The organism is Snodgrassella sp. W8158, assembly GCF_016100435.1.
Classification (GTDB): domain Bacteria; phylum Pseudomonadota; class Gammaproteobacteria; order Burkholderiales; family Neisseriaceae; genus Snodgrassella; species Snodgrassella alvi.
The window spans coordinates 318,734-333,740 of the sequence record NZ_JACFSM010000001.1; the positions used below are offsets into that span (position 1 = coordinate 318,734).

Sequence of the window (15,007 nt, forward strand, 5' to 3'; positions counted from 1 at the left end):
GTGAAATCAAACGATTAACTCATTATCAGTATAAATTTGAAGATTCAGATAAGCGGAAATTTTTTATTCAGCGTTCTGTTTAATCAACACGCTTTGTATTTAATAATAATTAAATTAGATACGAGAAGACAGGCGAAGCTTTCAAATAGCAGAGAATTAATTTAGGTGACTTACAGATTGGCTTTGCTGGATTTAATGATAATACTGATGCAATCCATCTGTAGCAGAATAGGATCTAAGACAATTTATCTTCAATGTTATAGACGGTTTGAGTACAGTTTATTACCATAGCTATTTTATTATTAGTAACTTTGCTTATTTAAAGTCACTGACAGAATATTTCTAAGACTAAATTGCTCAGGCAACTATTTTATTTTTCAGTGACTATTCGTTTATATTTATTTTAGCAGTATCAGGACTGGCGATGCCAGGTACCGGACTCACCGCCCTCTTTGTGTTGCAGACAGATATTGCTGATAATCATACTGCGATCTACTGCCTTGAGCATATCATAAATAGTAAGCAGTCCGACACTGGCAGCAGTTAATGCTTCCATTTCAACTCCGGTCTGCCCCGTATTTTCTGTTTGTACACAAATAGTAATACTGCGTTTTTCATCATCAAGACTGAAATCAACATTAACCCGGGTAAGTGCTATCGGATGACATAAAGGTATTAAATTACTGGTTTGTTTAGATGCCTGTATTGCGGCAATCCGTGCAATACCGAGTACATCCCCTTTTTTACTGTCACCATTGCGTATTTTATTAAATGCAGTTTCATTGACACTGATAATACCGGTTGCAATGGCAATGCGCTTACTGTGCGGTTTGGCTCCCACATCTACCATATGAGCTTCGCCACGGTTATTAAAATGAGTTAACTCGTCTGAATTCATCTTGCTTCACTGACAGGCTAAAGGGTCTATATTACAATAATTGTCTTTGTAATGCTGGATGAGCTCTGAAAATGGATACACTGTCTTTATTAAAAATTGGTCTGGTTTCTATCAGTGACCGGGCTTCTACTGGCGTCTACACGGATCAGGGTTTGCCTGAACTGAAAAAATGGTTACAGCGTGCGGTATTGAATCCTCTGGAATTTGTTGAGCACCTGATTCCGGATGAACAGCCACTGATTGAAAGTATTCTGACTCAGCTTGCCGACGAAGATGCCTGCCCTCTGATTCTGACTACCGGCGGCACCGGACCCTATTTACGCGATGTAACTCCGGAAGCAACGCTGGCAGTAGCCGACCGGGTAATTCCGGGCTTTGGTGAATTAATGCGGCAAATTAGTCTGCATTTCACTCCTACAGCTATTTTATCGCGTCAGGTAGGGGTACTGCGTGGCAATAGTCTTATTCTGAATTTACCCGGTAAACCATCTGCAATTGCAGAAACGCTGGGGGGCGTAAAAGATGAACAGGGGAAAACCCTGATACCGGGTATTTTTGCTTCAATACCTATTGCAGTAGATGCCGTTGGCGGGCCGCTTATCCGTACAGATTCCGATTTTTGTCCGGTAGTATTACCCAAGCGCTGATTGGATAATGCCTGATATTCACAGACCAATTAATTTGGCAATGGATTTGATTGGTGGAAAATGGAAAGGTGTGATTCTTTATTCAATAAATAACATTCTGTAATCTTTAGCAGATAGGATAATATCCAGATTTATTTTGAATTTCTTAAAATTTTTATTTATTGAGCTTTATAAAAAACAGTCTGGTAAATGACCAGACTGTTTTTTCACTGTTAAATATTTTTATCCACTTCATCCAGGGTAGCTTTGGCATCACCAAAACACATTCTGACATTTTCTTCATAAAACAGTGGATTATCTACGCCTGCATAACCGGATTGCATTGAACGTTTAAATACAATCACGTTTTTGGCTTCCCAGACATGCAATACCGGCATACCGGCAATAGGACTATTCGGATCGGTTACTGCTGCCGGATTGACCGTATCATTGGCACCAATCACCAGTACTACATCAGTATCGCTGAGATCATCATTGATTTCGTCCATTTCCAGTACAATATCATAAGGTACTTTTGCTTCAGCCAGTAATACATTCATATGTCCGGGCAGGCGTCCGGCTACCGGATGAATCCCAAAGCGGACATTAATACCTTGCTGGCGCAGTTTGGCGGTAATACTGGCCACTGCATTTTGTGCATGAGCCACCGCCATACCGTATCCAGGCGTAATAATGACGCTATGTGCATTTTTCAGTGTATCTGCTACCTGCTCCGGTTTAATTTCCTGAACTTCGCCGGCTGGTACATTGTCACTGTTTGCAGCTACCGGCGCTGAACCGAAACCACCGCCAATTACAGACAGAAATTTGCGATTCATTGCCTGACACATGATATATGACAAAATCGCACCGGACGAACCGACTAATGCACCGGTAACAATCAGTAAATCGTTATCAAGCATAAAACCGGCAGCGGCGGCAGCCCAGCCTGAATAAGAATTCAGCATGGAAATGACTACCGGCATATCAGCTCCGCCAATCGAAGCGACCAGATGATAACCGAATACCAGTGCAATCAGAGTCATGACAATCAGAGCAAAACCGGAACCGCCAACACCTACGAACCACAGCATCAGTAAAAATGACAATACCAGTGCGCCCAGATTGAGCAGGTGCCGGTGTGGCAGTTGCAGGGGGCTGCTGGCAATCTTACCATTCAGTTTTCCCCATGCTACTAATGAACCACTAAAGGTTACTGCACCAATAAATACTCCCAGAAATACTTCAACCAGATGGATGGTGAACATATCTGAGTCTACATCATGAGGGTCGATGTAGCTGTTGAAACCCACCAGTACAGCAGCTAATCCGACAAAGCTGTGCAGCATAGCAATCAGCTCCGGCATCTGGGTCATTTCCACTTTCTTAGCCTGTTGCAGACCCACTGCACCACCAATAACCATGGCAATAATCACCCAGCCCAGACCGTGCGCATTTTCACTGAAAACCGTAGCAATCAGCGCAATAGCCATACCTGCCATGCCCATATAACAGCCACGTCTGGCACTTTCCTGCTGTGAGAGTCCGGCCAGACTCAGAATAAACAATACTGCAGCAACGATGTATGCAGCAGTTACGATACCTTGAGACATACCGTTTCCCCCTTATTTACGAAACATATTGAGCATACGGCGGGTAACAGCAAAGCCACCGAAGATATTAACGCTGACTATCGCTACTGCAACAAAGGCCAGCAACGATACGAAACCATGTCCCTGCCCGATTTGCAGCAATGCACCTACTACAATAATGCCTGATATGGCATTAGTTACTGACATTAACGGGGTATGCAAGGCGTGGTTCACGTTCCATACCACAAAGTAACCCACTACACAGGCAAGTACAAATACCATGAAGTGATTCAGAAAAGCCACCGGAGCAACCGCACCTATCCACAACATCAGTATGACTGCAATTGCTGCCCAGATGATTTTTTTGTTTGCTGATGCCGGCTGTGCCGTCGCAACGGGAGCCGGAGCTGCAACTTTCGGTTCTGCTTTTGGCGCGGCGGATACCTGAATCGGTGGTGGCGGATACATGCTGTTGCCTTCATGAGTAACAGTCATGTTACGGATAATCACATCTTCGAAGTTTAATGCCAGTTCACCATCCTTATTCGGTGTAAGCAGGCGTGCCAGATTAACCAGATTTGTGCCATAAAGCTGTGAAGACTGGCCGGCCAGACGGTTAGCCATATCGGTATAACCAATTATTTTCACCCCATTGGCTGTAGTAATAATTTTACCGGGTTCGGTATATTCGCAGTTACCGCCGGTAGCAGCGGCCAGATCCACGATCACCGAACCTTCACGCATACTGTCTACCATCTCCCGGGTAATCAGTTTGGGAGCAGGTTTTCCTGGAATCGCAGCAGTTGTAATAATAATGTCAACTTGTCTGGCCTGTTCGGCAAACAGTTTCATTTCTGCTTCAATATAAGCAGCACTCATGGTTTTAGCATAGCCGTCACCACTACTGCTTTCTTCTTCCTGATAGTCCAGTTGCAGAAAGTTACCACCCATAGACTCAATCTGGTCAGCAACTTCAGGGCGGGTATCGAATGCATTAACCACGGCACCAAGCTGACGGGCTGTACCAATAGCGGCCAGACCAGCCACCCCTGCACCTATCACCAGCACTTCTGCCGGAGGAACTTTACCGGCAGCAGTAATCTGGCCGGTAAAGAAACGGCCAAAGTTTTCAGCAGCTTCAATTACCGCCCGATAGCCACTGATATTAGCCATTGACGACAATGCATCCATTGCCTGTGCACGTGAAATCCGCGGTACCATGTCCATTGCCAGTACGGTAATTTTTTTCGCCTGTAACTGCTGTACCAGCTCTGGCTGCTGCGCCGGCATGATAAAGCTGACCAGTATCGTGCCGGACTGCATGGCGGCAATTTCTTCTTTATTCGGTGCATTTACCTTAAATATTAGCGGACACTGCCAGACAGTGCCTGCATCGGCCACTGTTGCGCCTGCTTCCTGATACAAACCGTCAGACAAGCTGGCGGCCTTACCAGCATCATGCTCAATAACAACTTCATGCCCCAATTTAATTAGCTGGGTAACGGTTTTCGGCGTAGCCGCTACTCTGGTTTCACCGGCAAGAGATTCGCGTGGAATACCTATCTTCATTCTTATTCCTTTCCGAGGAAGGTGCCGTAAAATAGTTTTAACTGTAAATATTTGTCTGCTCTGATATATTTGCTCTGAGTTAATCAGTATAGACTGCCTGCCTAACCCATAACTATCAGAAGATAATATTTTTTGTTGTTTACAACCACTATATTATCGAAAACACAGCAATAAAACCTTTATTCAGGTCATTATTTGTGTCTTATTTAAAAAATTTAACAATTACATTTACATATAATATGTCTTTATCAATAATGTTTATTATCAGGATAGGCTATTATCTGTTTTCAATAAAAAAGCCAGCCATTAGTAATAACGGCTGGCTATAATGTGACAAGAACAAAATTTAATTCATGCTGTTCAGCGGCCGGATAACTTCATCAATCTGACGATTCAGACTTTCCAGCCCATTGCCGGATAAATACCACAAGTCAGCACTAAGATTAACGATTTGCGTACCTGCATTCTGCATAACTTTATTATCAAAATAATCGCTGCGCATCGGTGTATTGCCTATTGCTTTACTGCGGTCAACAACGTAAATAATATCCGGATGATATTGAGCAATAAACTGATTATCAACCATTATACGTGCCGGCCGGCCATTTTCAGCTTTATCCGGTACAGGCAGATCATTGGCATTTACAGCCCGTTTTACATGTAATTCATCGAATATCAGCGCAGCATAGCTACCCTGATTCATCAGCATCACATTTCCATCATTATGTAATACCACGATGGCTTTTTTACCGGATTGCTGCGCGAGCTGACGGGCTGCATCCATTTTTAAATCCAGTGCATTCAACTGCTCCTGCGCCAGTACTTCTTTGCCGGCAATTTTCCCCAGCAATCTGATCTGATTCTTGACCGCAGAATAATAATTTTCACCGGCATTAACTGAGTAATTGAGTGTAGGTGCAATGGCACTTAAATCTTTATAGAAATTATTCTGCCTTCCGCTCATGATTATCAGATCCGGACTGGCAGCTTTAATACCGGTAATATCCGGCTCCTTCATTTTGCCTGAATCCTGTACCTGTGCATTATGATATTGTTGCAGATAAGCCGGAATATTACTTACCGGCGCAGCAATAACTCGGTTGCCGGCACCCAGCGCATCCAGCGTATCTAAAGCACCGAAATCCATCACAACAATTTTTTGCGGTTGTACCGGTATCTTAATTTCTTCGCCAGCCTGAGTAAGGTTAATTGACGGTGCAGTGCTTTGACAGGCACTTAACCCCATCATCAGAGCCGATGCCACAGCCAATGTTATTATTTTTTTCATAACTGAATTACCCCTTGAATTTTAAATTATTAAATAATGATAATTATTATCATTATTTAATATAAATGTCCAGCTTTGTAATACAATCCGGCTTAATATAAATTTAATAAGCGGATGTTATAACTTGCCGGACAGCATGAATTTAGTGTGCGCCCAGTTTCAGGCCAATAATACCGGCAATAATCAGTGTCAGGCTAATCAGACGCATGGCACCAGCCGGTTCTTTAAAAGCAATGATACCGACAATGGTTGCTCCAACAGCGCCAATACCAGTCCAGACTGCATAAGCTGTACCTACCGGCAATGAACGCATGGACTGTGCCAGCAGAAGAAAGCTGCCAACCAGAGCAGCCAATGTAATGATACTCGGGGTGAATTTAGTAAAATTCTGTGAATACTTAAGACCAATTGCCCAGACTATTTCAAGTATGCCGGCCAGCAATAATGACACCCAGGCCATAATGATTCCTGTTAAGGCTGATGCAGGCCGTCCTGCGTGAGAATCTACCGGCCGGGTCGTCCCGAACGGATGCATAAATAAGCATATGAATAATGGCATCATAATAGGCAGTTTGAATCAGCGTCAAGCAATCAAAACTCCATTAGAACAAAAACAGATGGCTATAAACCATCTGTCAGGATATTGATACTGATCACAGTTCAGTCTGCCACAGTTATAATCAATATAATGCTGCGAACTTATTTCTTCTTCTGAATGAATTCAATTTTATAGCCATCAGGATCTTCCACAAATGCGATGACAGTAGTGCCGTGCTGCATGGGTCCGGCCTCACGGGTTACACGACAGCCTTTAGCGCGCACAGCATCACAGGCAGCATAAGCATCATCTACCTCAATAGCAATATGTCCGTATCCTGTACCTAGATCATAAGTATGCGTATCCCAGTTATAGGTTAATTCCAGTACGGTACTGTCAGATTCTTCACCATAGCCGACAAAAGCCAGAGTAAAACGTCCGCCGGGAAAATCTTCCCGCCGCAGCAGTTTCATACCGAGCACATCCTGATAAAACGCCAGTGATTTATCCAAATCACCTACTCGCAGCATAGTATGCAACATTCTCATGTTATGTTCCTTATATCTTATTCTGTTTTTGTTTTTGTTTTTGCCAGATTACCCAGCAGCATGGCATCGCCATAACTGAAAAAGCGGTAGCCGGCACCAATGGCATGCTGGTAAATGGCACGAATTTCATCATAACCGCTAAATGCGCTTACCAGCATGAGTAAAGTTGATTTAGGCAGGTGAAAATTGGTAATCATGCGGTCAATTACCTTAAACTCATAGCCCGGCGTAATAAAAATATTGGTATCGCCCTGTCCTGCCTGTAATTTTCCGCTGCGTGCTGCAGACTCCAGTGCGCGAACTGCTGTTGTGCCTACCGCCCAGATTTTATTTCCTCGCGCCTGTGCCGCTTCAATCTCTGCTACAACTTCTTCACTCACGTCATACCACTCACTATGCATATGATGTTCGGCAATATTTTCTACCCGCACCGGCTGAAAGGTGCCTGCACCCACATGTAAAGTTACTTCGGTCAGGTGTACGCCTTTATCTCGCAATTGTTGCAAAATAGTATCGGTAAAGTGCAAACCGGCGGTAGGGGCAGCTACTGCTCCTTCATATTTAGCATAAATCGTCTGATAGCGCTCATCATCGTCATGATTAGCCGAACGGGTAATGTATGGTGGCAATGGCAAATGGCCGTGCGCTTCCAGTAGCTCCCATACAGTTTTGTCGCCGGAAAAATGCAGTACAAATAACTCACCTTGTCGTGCCTGCATCTGTGCATGCAATCCGCCTTCGAAAATCAGTTCTGTACCCGGTTTGGGCGATTTAGACGAACGCACATGCGCCAGAGCAGTATGGTTATCCAGCACTCGTTCAATCAATGCTTCAATCTGACCGCCACTGGCTTTACGGCCAAAAAGACGGGCTTTCATTACACGGGTATTGTTAAATACCAGAACATCACCGGCTGCCACATAATCTGCCAGCCGGATAAATTCACTGTCTGCCGGAGACTGCCCGGGCAAAGCCACCAGCAGACGGCTACTGCCGCGCTCAGCCGGAGGATGTTGGGCAATCAGTTCCGGTGGCAAATCAAAATCAAAATCATTAATATGCATGTATATGTGCCCGAAAAAGGCAAAAGACGTATTATAAGCCGGCTTGCACAGACTGCGAAGCAGTAGCATATTACCCTTATCAGCCACAGTTTAAATATCCGGCTTATCAGTTTATTAAGCACGCAAAATAAGGCTGCCAGACTGTTATACGGGAAAACAGTTGTAGTTTATATAGTGAATTTTTACGAAAATACTGGACATTTGCGCGCATTTTCGGCAAAAATGGCGCAATTTTGCGATAAACAATTAATTTATGAGTGCCTCAATTCTGGTTTTAAACGGCCCCAATCTGAATCTTCTAGGGTTACGGGAGCCGCATATATATGGCCATACCACACTGGCAGACATTAATCAGAAACTGCTTGTACAGGCACAAGCTGCAGGCCTAACGCTGGAAACACTGCAAAGCAATGCCGAACATGTTCTGACAGAACGCATTCAGGCTGCATTAACTGATGATACCCGGTTTATTATTATTAATCCGGGTGCATTTACTCATACCAGCGTAGCCATTCGTGATGCTTTTGCAGCTGCCGGCAAACCATTTATTGAGATACACATTTCAAATGTACATGCACGCGAAGCTTTCCGGCGCCATTCCTATCTGTCCGATATTGCCATGGGGGTAATCTGTGGTCTGGGCGTATATGGTTACGAGGCAGCGTTACACCGTGCAATTGAATACATTCAAGAGACAGATCGCCAACACTAATACCTATTGCGATCAGGTCCAATCACACAAGGGTTCATAATATGGATTTACGTAAACTTAAAAAACTCATTGATCTGGTAGAAGAGTCAGGCATTGCTGAAATCGAAGTGACCGAAGGTGAGGAAAAGGTACGCATTACCCGCACTACTGCTGCTCAGCCAGTATATTCTGCACCAGTACAGCAACAGCCGGCTGTTATGGCTGCACCAGCAGCTGCTCCGGCAGAAGCTGCTCCGGCAGCAGCAGTACCGGCAGCCGGTCCTGATCTGAGCAAAGCGATGAAATCACCGATGGTCGGAACTTTTTACCGGGCAGCAAGTCCGACTTCTGCACCGTTTGTTGAAGTGGGGCAAACCGTTAATGCCGGCGACACTCTGTGTATCATCGAAGCCATGAAACTGATGAATGAAATTGAAGCTGATCACAGTGGTGTGGTCAAAGAAATTCTCGTATCCAACGGGCAGCCTGTGGAGTTTGGTGAACCGCTGTTTATTATTGAGTAATCTTAATATCAGTCATAACTCCCCTTTTTTACAAGGTACTGCCTCATGTTAAAAAAAGTTCTTATTGCCAATCGTGGCGAAATTGCGCTGCGCATTCTGCGCGCCTGCCATGAAATGGGTATTGCAACCGTGGCTGTGCATTCAGAAGCCGACAGTGATGCTCTGCACGTTAAGCTGGCTGATGAATCTGTTTGTATTGGTCCGGCCAGTTCCGCCCAAAGTTACCTAAATATCCCTGCTCTGATTTCCGCTGCTGAAGTTACTGATGCTGATGCCATTCACCCTGGTTATGGATTTCTGGCAGAAAATGATGGTTTTGCAGAACAGGTGGAGCAGTCCGGTTTCGTTTTTATCGGTCCGCGTCCGGAAACCATACGTCAGATGGGCGACAAAGTTTCTGCGAAAAAGGCAATGCAGGCTGCCGGTGTTCCCTGTGTACCCGGTTCAGATGGTGCATTACCGGAAGATCCGCAGGAAATTGAAAAAATCGGTGCTGCGGTAGGCTATCCGGTCATTATTAAAGCATCAGGCGGCGGCGGCGGTCGCGGTATGCGCGTAGTTGAAAAGGCTGAGGATTTACTGGCCGCAGTAGAAATGACCCGTACTGAAGCCGGTGCTGCTTTTGGTAATCCTGCCGTGTATATGGAGCGCTATCTGCAAAAACCGCGCCATATTGAAATTCAGGTACTGTGTGATGAACATGGCAATGCCATTTATCTGGGTGAGCGTGACTGCTCTATGCAGCGCCGCCATCAGAAAGTCATTGAAGAAGCACCGGCGCCATTTATCACTGCGGAAGAACGCGAACGTATTGGTAGCGCGTGTGTGGCTGCATGTCAGCGCATCGGCTACCGTGGTGCAGGTACATTTGAATTTCTGTATGAAGATGGTGAGTTCTTCTTCATTGAAATGAATACCCGTGTACAGGTTGAGCATGCTATTACTGAGCTGATTACCGGTGTGGATATTGTGCAGGAGCAAATCCGTGTAGCTTCCGGTCTGCCTCTATCCTACACTCAGGCAGATATCCGTTTACAAGGACATGCTTTTGAATGCCGGATTAATGCCGAAGACCCGTATACTTTTGTTCCCAGCCCCGGGCTGATTACCAGCTGCCACCAGCCAGGTGGTAACGGAGTACGCATTGACAGCCATATTTATCAGGGCTATACCGTACCTCCTTATTACGATAGCATGATTGGTAAGGTGTGTACCCACGGGCGTGATCGTAATGAAGCTATCGCCAAAATGCGTGTTGCCCTGCAGGAGCTGGCCATCACCGGTATTAAAACCAATACCAACCTGCACCGTGATATTTTTGCTGATCCGGGTTTCATTCATGGTGGTGAAAGTATTCATTATCTTGAACAATGGTTACAAAAACACAAAGAATCACAAAAATAATTTACAATAAGCATACATTGCGCTTTTGTTTGCAGGCAGCCGCGGTGGCTGCCTGAAGTTTTATAAAACATCCAGTTACGGTAAAAAAGCCATGCACTACCAACAAGTTGTTATTACAGTTACACAAGATCAGGTGGATAAGCTCTCCGATGCACTGATTGAAAACGGCGCATTAAGTACAGCCATTGAAGATGCCAATGCAGGCAATGATAATGAACAGCCGATTTTCGGCGAACCTGATATGCCCACTGAACAGGTGTGGCAGCAAAGTAACATTGTGGCACTGTTTGATGAAAATACTGATATTGATTCCGTTGTCTCTGCAGCGGCACAGGAATGTGCGATTGCCAAACCACAGTACTATCTTGAAACCATTCCTGAGCAGGACTGGGTACGGCTGACCCAGTCTCAGTTCGACCCGATTCAGATTTCTTCGCGCTTATGGATTACGCCATCATGGCATAACCAGCCAACTGAACCGGGGGTCATCAATCTGCAACTGGATCCGGGACTGGCTTTCGGTACCGGGAGTCACCCCACTACCCGGCTGTGTCTGCAATGGCTGGATAAGCATGTGCGCAGCGGTGAAACTCTGCTGGATTATGGCTGTGGTTCAGGTATTCTGACGATTGCCGCACTGAAACTGGGTGTCGGCCGTGCCTGTGGTGTAGACATTGATCCGCAGGCAATCCGTGCCAGTCAGGATAATGCTGCACAAAATCAGGTCAGTGCTGAATTTTATCTTCCGGATAATTTGCCAGCCGGTCAGAAATTTGACGTCGTTGTTGCAAATATTCTGGCTAATCCGTTACGCATGCTGGCTCAAATGCTGGCAGAACGTACCCGTACCGGTGGTGAAATTGTCCTGTCAGGTATTCTGGCAGAACAAACAGAAGAGCTCAGTGGAATATATCGTCAGTGGTTTGATTTGAACTCACCTAAAACACTGGACGGGTGGGTATGTATTAGTGGCCGTAAAAGAGCATAATTGTCCGGTTCTGCTATTTATCTGAAAATACCGGCATGACATACTAATGCGCTAACACGGCTATCCGCTTCTGACAGTACTTAATTGCCTCCTTTTTAACTCTTTGGTTTGCAGAAAAATCATGTCTAAAACAATTACTGTTATTTGTCCTAAATGCCATGCAGAAAATATCGTAGCAACACCGCCACGTGACGGAGGACGTGTTGTGTGTGAACAATGCCGGCACAGATTTACTGTTGTATCCAAAATCCGTACGAATAAAAATGTCACCCCGCCGGTCGGAAGCAAATATAATACGGCTGCATCCGGACAACAGGTACCCAGTGCCAGTGAAGTAATGGATTTACTGCAAAATGCTCTGAATTTAAATCAGACCAACAGCAGAAATGCCCAGAGTCAGATATTTACCAGTGCACCAACACCAAAAAATACTGCGGTTATTGATAAAAGACCGAATCTGAATACTTTATTAAATCAAGTAGCTAATAAAGTTGAAATCCGCGTGCCAACGGTAATTGAACCGGAACCGGAACACTCGTCTGCGCCGCAGCCGCAGCTGGCCAGCAGTGAATTACTGCGCAACCCGCCACCTGTAGCAGAGCAGGTAAAAGAAGCTCCGCCAATAGTCAATACACCAGTCCATGTGCCTGAAGAAAACACCACCAGCATCTCCATGAACAGTAATGTGAATAACCTGAATAATCTTGTTTTTACCTTACTGCCTAATGACAATCCAAATCAGGCAGATGTACCATTACTCCTTAATGATGCAATCGAAAAAACCGATGCCATCCATGCCAAAACCGAATTTTTACATCATCAGCAGGATAAACTGTCCAAAGAATTTAACTGGACTCTGGCAACCATTGTTGCGTTAACTGTACTGATGATGCAGTTATTTTATTTAATGGCAGTAAAATGAACATTCATGCAGGTAATCAAGAAATTTTTAAAAGTAACCAGTTTGTTCACGATTTTCGTCAGGCTTCACCCTATATCCACCATCTGAATGGTAAAACGCTTGTTTTAGCAATCAGTAGCCATGTTCTGGTAAGCGACAAACTCGCAGCACTGGCCGCCGATATACTTTTATTAACCAGCCTCGGTATGAGGCTGGTTCTTATTCACGGGTGCAGCCAGTATATTCAGGCCATAGCCGGCAGTGATACTGCAATCAGCATAGATGAAAATCCGGTTACGGATAATGCTGCTCTGGAATTAGTCAAACAGGCCAGCGGAATTGCACGCTTCAATCTGGAAGCAGCTCTATCTATGATACCTACACAGGTTATGGAGCACAGCACTCCGAACCTGCGTATTGCTGCCGGCAATTTCCTGCGCGCCAAGCCTCTGGGCGTAATTAACGGAACAGATATGGGCTACAGCGGCTGTGTTCGCAAAGTAGATTCGGCCGCTATCGAAGAGCGTCTGACTCACAATCAGCTGGTATTAATTAGCCCGATCGGCCATTCGCTTAGCGGTCAGTCATATCGTTTGCAGGTAAATGAAGTTGCCCAAGCTGTGGCAGAAGCCATCAGCGCAGAAAAACTCATCTTTCTGGGCACACAGCAGGGTTTACTGGATGAACAGCAACAAACCATCAGTGAACTGAACTGTGTTGAAATTGCCAGTCTGCTGGCACAAAACACCGGAAGCAGACGCCAGACAGAGCTGTTACAGACAGCAGCACATGTACTTGAACACGGTGTTCAGCGGGTGCATGTACTATCCGGTCTGCAGGATGGCAGCCTGTTACAGGAATTATTTACCCGTGAAGGCAGCGGCACAGCCATGGCTAAAGCGCCCTTTATGCGTATCCGGCCGGCTGCCAATAAAGATATCGGTGATATCCTGCAACTGATTGCGCCACTGGAAGCCGCCGGTATTTTATTACCGCGTGACAGTGAGTACATGGAAAACCATATTCATGAATTTTCTGTGCTGGAGCAGGATTGTTATGTCTATGGCTGTGTCGCTTTACATGTTTATCCTGAAGCAAATGCCGGTGAGCTGGCCTGTCTGATTGTTTCACCGAATGCCCGCGCCCGCGGCTACGGAGAACTGCTGCTGACTCATGTTATTAAACAGGCACAGCAATTACAGCTAAAAGAACTGTTTGCTCTGAGCACACATACTGGTGACTGGTTTGTCGAACGCGGATTTATCAGTGCTCATCTGGAACAATTACCATCAGAGCGGCAGCAACAGTACACCAGTAACAAACGCCAGTCGAAAATATTTTGCCGCCAGCTTTAAACCAACTCCTGCAAAATATTTTACAATCTGTATTTTTCCCTGAATGACACGAAGGAAAACACATGAGCCATATGGTGCATTGCGTTAAACTGGGCAAAGAAGCGCCCGGATTAAAATTTCCGCCATTTCCCAATGAACTGGGTAAACGCATATACGATAACGTATCACAGGAAGCATGGGATGGCTGGTTACGTTATCAAACCATGATTATTAATGAAAACCGCCTTAGTCTGGCCGACCCCCGCGCCCGTCAGTACATTACTCAGCAAATGGAAAATTATTTCTTCGGCGAGGGTGCCGACCAAATCAGTGGTTATACACCGCCTCAGGAATAAAAACTAATGGCTGTTCGATTTCACAGAGACGAACAGCCTTTTATTTTCCCGACATTTTTGCACTGTTTTATGGTTATCCAGCTTATTAAAAGTGATTTGTTTCGTTATAGCGGCCGTACAGACTGGTCTAGTTTTATTCGTCATTATCTGTTCAACCGGGGTTTCCGCTTTACTTTCTGGCTCAGGCTGGCCTCCGTACCGGGAATATGGCGCAAACTTGCCTATCCCATGTATGCATGGCAAAAACGCCGCAGCGGCATCATTATCAGCCCGCGCACAGCAGTGGGTTATGGTTTGTACATTGGTCATGGCGGCCCGCTGATTATCAATAGCAGTGCCCGACTGGGTAACAATGTCAATCTTTCTCCCTACACAGTAATTGGCGCTAACAACGGACCCGCAGCCTGTATCGGTAATAACGTCTACATCGGACCCAACTGTAATCTGATTGAAAATGTACAGATTGGTGACAATGCCACTATTGGCGCCGGCAGTGTTGTGACTAAAAATATTCCGGCAAATGCCACTGCTGCCGGCAATTACGCTAAAGTACTGAACTACCAGAACCCGGGACAATATATCCACAACCGCTGGCCGCCAGAAAATACAAATGAAGCTTGACCTGCCAGCAAAACAGTGCCAATGTTAGTAACATTAACACCAGACTGACAAATTCTTACCCTTAA

At 45.3% G+C, this 15,007-nt stretch carries 16 protein-coding genes; 9 read left to right on the plus strand and 7 right to left on the minus strand.

Annotated features, from left to right (window positions below; genetic code table 11):
• Nucleotides 1-412: 412 nt before the first annotated feature.
• Nucleotides 413-898, minus strand: a complete 486-nt coding sequence (moaC, locus tag H3V11_RS01320; protein ID WP_198223439.1) for a cyclic pyranopterin monophosphate synthase MoaC — start codon at nucleotides 896-898, stop codon at nucleotides 413-415.
• A 71-nt stretch (nucleotides 899-969) separates the two neighbouring features.
• On the opposite strand from moaC, the gene mog reads away from it, so the two are divergent.
• Nucleotides 970-1,545 (plus strand): molybdopterin adenylyltransferase, encoded by a 576-nt coding sequence (gene mog, locus H3V11_RS01325; RefSeq protein WP_025331175.1) that lies wholly within the window; start codon nucleotides 970-972, stop codon nucleotides 1,543-1,545.
• A gap of 212 nt (nucleotides 1,546-1,757) precedes the next feature.
• Here mog and pntB read toward each other — a convergent pair whose 3' ends face one another.
• The 6 genes from pntB to queA form a co-directional block, all read right to left on the minus strand.
• Nucleotides 1,758-3,137, minus strand: a complete 1,380-nt coding sequence (pntB, locus tag H3V11_RS01330) for a Re/Si-specific NAD(P)(+) transhydrogenase subunit beta (RefSeq protein WP_198223440.1) — start codon at nucleotides 3,135-3,137, stop codon at nucleotides 1,758-1,760.
• 12 nt (nucleotides 3,138-3,149) lie between these two features.
• On the minus strand, nucleotides 3,150-4,685 hold the full coding sequence (locus tag H3V11_RS01335; RefSeq protein WP_198223441.1) for a Re/Si-specific NAD(P)(+) transhydrogenase subunit alpha: 1,536 nt from the start codon (nucleotides 4,683-4,685) through the stop codon (nucleotides 3,150-3,152).
• A 346-nt stretch (nucleotides 4,686-5,031) separates the two neighbouring features.
• Complete coding sequence (locus H3V11_RS01340) at nucleotides 5,032-5,973, minus strand: siderophore ABC transporter substrate-binding protein (protein WP_198223442.1); 942 nt, start codon at nucleotides 5,971-5,973, stop codon at nucleotides 5,032-5,034.
• A 142-nt stretch (nucleotides 5,974-6,115) separates the two neighbouring features.
• Nucleotides 6,116-6,433, minus strand: a complete 318-nt coding sequence (gene sugE, locus H3V11_RS01345; RefSeq protein WP_025331179.1) for a quaternary ammonium compound efflux SMR transporter SugE — start codon at nucleotides 6,431-6,433, stop codon at nucleotides 6,116-6,118.
• Nucleotides 6,434-6,672: 239 nt separating this feature from the next.
• Nucleotides 6,673-7,059, minus strand: a complete 387-nt coding sequence (gene gloA / locus H3V11_RS01350; RefSeq protein ID WP_078475657.1) for a lactoylglutathione lyase — start codon at nucleotides 7,057-7,059, stop codon at nucleotides 6,673-6,675.
• A 17-nt stretch (nucleotides 7,060-7,076) separates the two neighbouring features.
• Nucleotides 7,077-8,123: a tRNA preQ1(34) S-adenosylmethionine ribosyltransferase-isomerase QueA gene (gene queA / locus H3V11_RS01355; RefSeq protein ID WP_198223443.1), complete on the minus strand. Its 1,047-nt coding sequence runs from the start codon at nucleotides 8,121-8,123 to the stop codon at nucleotides 7,077-7,079.
• A gap of 253 nt (nucleotides 8,124-8,376) precedes the next feature.
• On the opposite strand from queA, the gene aroQ reads away from it, so the two are divergent.
• The 8 genes from aroQ to H3V11_RS01395 all read left to right on the plus strand — a co-directional run bounded on the left by aroQ (nucleotide 8,377) and on the right by H3V11_RS01395 (nucleotide 14,942).
• The gene (aroQ, locus tag H3V11_RS01360) at nucleotides 8,377-8,835 is read left to right on the plus strand and encodes a type II 3-dehydroquinate dehydratase (protein WP_025331182.1); all 459 of its coding nucleotides are present in this window, start codon (nucleotides 8,377-8,379) and stop codon (nucleotides 8,833-8,835) included.
• Nucleotides 8,836-8,876: 41 nt separating this feature from the next.
• Nucleotides 8,877-9,338 (plus strand): acetyl-CoA carboxylase biotin carboxyl carrier protein, encoded by a 462-nt coding sequence (gene accB, locus H3V11_RS01365; RefSeq protein WP_078475658.1) that lies wholly within the window; start codon nucleotides 8,877-8,879, stop codon nucleotides 9,336-9,338.
• A 45-nt stretch (nucleotides 9,339-9,383) separates the two neighbouring features.
• Nucleotides 9,384-10,742 carry an acetyl-CoA carboxylase biotin carboxylase subunit gene (gene accC / locus H3V11_RS01370; protein ID WP_025331184.1) on the plus strand — a complete coding sequence of 453 codons (1,359 nt, stop codon included), beginning with the start codon at nucleotides 9,384-9,386 and terminating at the stop codon, nucleotides 10,740-10,742.
• 91 nt (nucleotides 10,743-10,833) lie between these two features.
• The gene (gene prmA / locus H3V11_RS01375; RefSeq protein WP_198223444.1) at nucleotides 10,834-11,730 is read left to right on the plus strand and encodes a 50S ribosomal protein L11 methyltransferase; all 897 of its coding nucleotides are present in this window, start codon (nucleotides 10,834-10,836) and stop codon (nucleotides 11,728-11,730) included.
• A gap of 121 nt (nucleotides 11,731-11,851) precedes the next feature.
• Nucleotides 11,852-12,652: a hypothetical protein gene (locus H3V11_RS01380; protein WP_198223445.1), complete on the plus strand. Its 801-nt coding sequence runs from the start codon at nucleotides 11,852-11,854 to the stop codon at nucleotides 12,650-12,652.
• Nucleotides 12,649-13,986 (plus strand): amino-acid N-acetyltransferase, encoded by a 1,338-nt coding sequence (argA, locus tag H3V11_RS01385; RefSeq protein WP_198223446.1) that lies wholly within the window; start codon nucleotides 12,649-12,651, stop codon nucleotides 13,984-13,986. Before H3V11_RS01380 ends, argA begins: the two co-directional genes overlap by 4 nt.
• Before the next feature lie 62 nt (nucleotides 13,987-14,048).
• The gene (locus tag H3V11_RS01390; RefSeq protein ID WP_078475662.1) at nucleotides 14,049-14,321 is read left to right on the plus strand and encodes an oxidative damage protection protein; all 273 of its coding nucleotides are present in this window, start codon (nucleotides 14,049-14,051) and stop codon (nucleotides 14,319-14,321) included.
• 6 nt (nucleotides 14,322-14,327) lie between these two features.
• A complete protein-coding gene (locus tag H3V11_RS01395) occupies nucleotides 14,328-14,942 on the plus strand; it encodes a serine acetyltransferase (protein WP_198208791.1) in 615 nt (204 codons plus the stop codon).
• Nucleotides 14,943-15,007 lie beyond the last annotated feature (65 nt).